We start from the raw sequence: 2,949 nt of genomic DNA, 5'->3' as shown, positions 1-2,949 counted from the left end.
CGCTTATTCCCGTCGGCCGTCTCGGAGAAGCCGAGGAGATCGCCCGCAGCGTGCTCTTCCTGGCCGCCGACGAGGCCGGCTTCGTCACCGGCTCGACCCTGTCCGTCAACGGCGGCCAGTACATGGCCTGATGGGATCCGCCGCGTTCTCTGGAGAGAGGACCTGATGGTCAGATTGCTCAGGCGAGACCAGAGCCCCGCCCGAGGGAAAATGCTCTACAGTCAAGAGGTAGGGGCCGAAGGTAAGTCTGCTCTGCCGTGACGCAAAATTGATCTAAGGCCCAGGTTCGGTGCTCACCACTTGCGGTCGTTCGCCGTAACTGGCTTGGAACACCATTTGAGGTTTCCCGCTTTTCTGCCGATGCAGCCGGCTGCAGGCTTTCGCGATTGACAGACGTGGTGCCAGAGTATCACGATTCCGAAGTGGGGGCGTGCCACAGGGATGGCCGCTATGGACAGTTTCGACTACGTCCTGAATTGGAAATTGAAACAAGGCTCGCACGTGTTCCCCGGGAAAGACGGAGGCACCTGCATCAATGAAGCAGCCGTGGTCGCGGCAGGCTTCCCATACCGGCCAGTTCGTACCGTCGATGATATGCCAGGCTGCTTCTCGCGCCCGATCTGCCGCTTGGCAATGCACTTGAATGACGAAGCCAGTGACGAGGAGCGGCAGCTGCTGCTGCCCTTTGTGACCCGTTTGGCCTGTGCCGACACGGTAGAAGTAGAACGGATACGCGAGGCGTATATCAACTTACATATGACATCCCGCCTCTCGTTCCGGGAGCATCTCGACATCCTTGAGGGCGCGCTGGCGATCGGGCGGCAGGCTGACCCGTTTCCGTCGGAAGAAGTGAAGGTACGGTTGGAGATCGTTCAACAGGGTGCGAACACTCCCACCTCGCTTGCCGACTATGCCGTGTTCTCGCAGACTAAGATTTGGTTTGGTCCTTTTCATTAGGACTAGGATCGGGCGTGGCCAGCAGGCAAACGAAGGCTTCGGAGAAATCCAGGGCCTTCTCACAGACTTGCAAAGCCTACACCTGAAGGTGCTCGACAACAGCGTCAGCACCATCAGCCAATGCCGGGTGGGCTTCATCACCCATGAGGCCCTGCGCGACCTCTGCGCCCGCTATCCCGCATCGCAGAAGCCTTCTGGGATCAGCGCAAGATCTGCTCTCGATTGAGCGCTAACGGAGTACGTAGCAGGAACGTGCACTCTCGAGCAGGCATGTCGAGCGAACGAACGGCCTAATCCGATTTGGTTCGGGGGCCTGAGGAGCCATACAACGCTGTGGGCACGTTGATAGGAAGGTTGTCGCCGCCTGGCGGATCGGCTGGAGCGAGTGGCTCTGCTTGATAGGATCCGCAGAAAAGGTTGGGCGGAAGGATCAACGGTTTACCCGATGCGTGTCGATCTGATGTCCCCTAACATTGAAGATCAGGCTTCAAGTCACGCCTGAGAGGTTCCCAATCCGTTCTACCTAAGCGCTCAATCAGACACAGATCTTGCGCTGGCCCCAGGTAGCTCTATCGGAGGACAGAACGTCCTCTCGCTCATTCCATACTGGGGATTATGCGACATTGGCCGCTGGGTTTTCTCACTCGCGAAGAAGCGGCTTCCATCCGCGGATTTGCCTGTCGGAGCAGAAGCGCGGCGGATCTCCGAAGAGGCGCCAATAGCCGATCCCAGCCTTGGGATTGAGCGTCCAGTACCCCACGGACAGCGGAACCTCGGGAGGGGTCTCGTCCTCAGCCATCCAGAGGATCACAGGGGTTCCATCGCGTGGCGCAGCGCTGATCAGGAACCAGCCGCCTCTCAGAGTCGGATCTGACATTGTCAGATGGACTTCTTTACTCCGGCTCGATTTTCCGCTCTCCAGCGCGGAACAGGCTTTCTCCCACCGGCTTTGCTTTTGCGCAGGGGCTGCTTAGGAAAGATCAGCCTGACCCGCACGGTTCTCCGGGCAGCCAAGCCCTCAAGTCGGTCTTTGATGATCCGGGCAGTCTCCGGGTCCATGCCGCTGATCTGCTCCAGTTGTGAAGCGATGGTCTTGAGTTGCTCGAGGGTGGAGATCTTCGCATCCTCCAGGGCCTTCCAGGCGCTCATCGGCAGGAGTAGACCGTCGAAGGGATCATCCGGGTTCTGCGAGGGGGATCGGAGCATCGGCACGCCTCCTGGCTGTTGATCAGGGATGCGGTGCAGGACCACCTGCTAAGAACCCCTCGGCGCAGGTTTTATTCCAGAGACTTCGAAAAACGGTCAGCCCGCCCTCATCACCGATCCCGATAGCCCGCCGCGACCAAGGTCCAGATGATCGTTGGACTCTTGTTCCATACTGTTTGTTCAACGAAATTCGTGGTAGGTTTGACCCGCGGTGGTTTGGCCCATGCCGGAGAAGACGCCCTAACCGAGGGGTCCTGTGCAGACCTCCGGCTTAGAGCGGCTGAAGCCGCAGCTGAGGGAAGTCGTGGAACCCTCAGCCAAGGCCATGCTCCCCACGTAGGGCAAGGAACAGGTCGGATCGATACGCAACGCACCCGACGCACGCAACCTGCAACAGCTAAGGTAAATATTCCGTAGCTGCTTCAGAGGGTTTTGTCGCGACGTTGGTGCATAATTGAGAGGTGGGCCGCATGCACCCCTTAGCCCTGGGGTTCAGACGAGGCGCTGGGATACTGGCATGCCAAGGCTGGTCATGATGTTGATGACCTTGCAGCCGACCGCAGCTTCGGCCTTTTGCATAGACAGAGTCCGGGCGTGGAGGCGGCGACCAATCAGGGTTTTGTAGCGCATCATTGCCACCTCGCCCAAGGACCGCCAGCCATAGTTGACCGCCTTCTGCCAGCCGCGCCGACCCCGCGCTTGGATCATCTGGAGGTGCCGGTCTCGCTGGGTGGGCGCTGTCTCGGCCGAATTGCTCGGCACTGCCGTTGAGCGTGGTGGGATGAT

At 59.4% G+C, this 2,949-nt stretch carries 5 protein-coding genes and 1 pseudogene; 3 read left to right on the top strand and 3 right to left on the bottom strand.

Annotated elements, in window-relative coordinates; translation table 11 throughout:
* The 3 genes from FS320_RS40985 to FS320_RS40975 form a co-directional block, all read left to right on the top strand.
* Window positions 1-131 (top strand): SDR family oxidoreductase (locus FS320_RS40985; protein WP_152717538.1); only part of this gene is annotated, 131 nt, incomplete at its 5' end.
* 319 nt (window positions 132-450) lie between these two features.
* Complete coding sequence (locus FS320_RS40980) at window positions 451-957, top strand: hypothetical protein (RefSeq protein ID WP_152718287.1); 507 nt, start codon at window positions 451-453, stop codon at window positions 955-957.
* Complete coding sequence (locus FS320_RS40975; protein WP_152718285.1) at window positions 941-1,183, top strand: hypothetical protein; 243 nt, start codon at window positions 941-943, stop codon at window positions 1,181-1,183. Before FS320_RS40980 ends, FS320_RS40975 begins: the two co-directional genes overlap by 17 nt.
* Window positions 1,184-1,597: 414 nt before the next feature.
* Here FS320_RS40975 and FS320_RS40970 read toward each other — a convergent pair whose 3' ends face one another.
* The 3 genes and pseudogenes from FS320_RS40970 to FS320_RS40960 form a co-directional block, all read right to left on the bottom strand.
* Complete coding sequence (locus FS320_RS40970) at window positions 1,598-1,834, bottom strand: hypothetical protein (protein WP_152718283.1); 237 nt, start codon at window positions 1,832-1,834, stop codon at window positions 1,598-1,600.
* 2 nt (window positions 1,835-1,836) lie between these two features.
* Window positions 1,837-2,163 (bottom strand): hypothetical protein, encoded by a 327-nt coding sequence (locus FS320_RS40965; RefSeq protein WP_244627720.1) that lies wholly within the window; start codon window positions 2,161-2,163, stop codon window positions 1,837-1,839.
* Between the two features lie 492 nt (window positions 2,164-2,655).
* A pseudogene (locus FS320_RS40960) lies at window positions 2,656-2,949 on the bottom strand (IS5/IS1182 family transposase); the annotation flags it as partial.

This window comes from Microvirga tunisiensis, from assembly GCF_009296175.1.
Lineage (GTDB): Bacteria > Pseudomonadota > Alphaproteobacteria > Rhizobiales > Beijerinckiaceae > Microvirga > Microvirga tunisiensis.
This window is presented reverse-complemented; position numbering and strand designations above follow the sequence as displayed.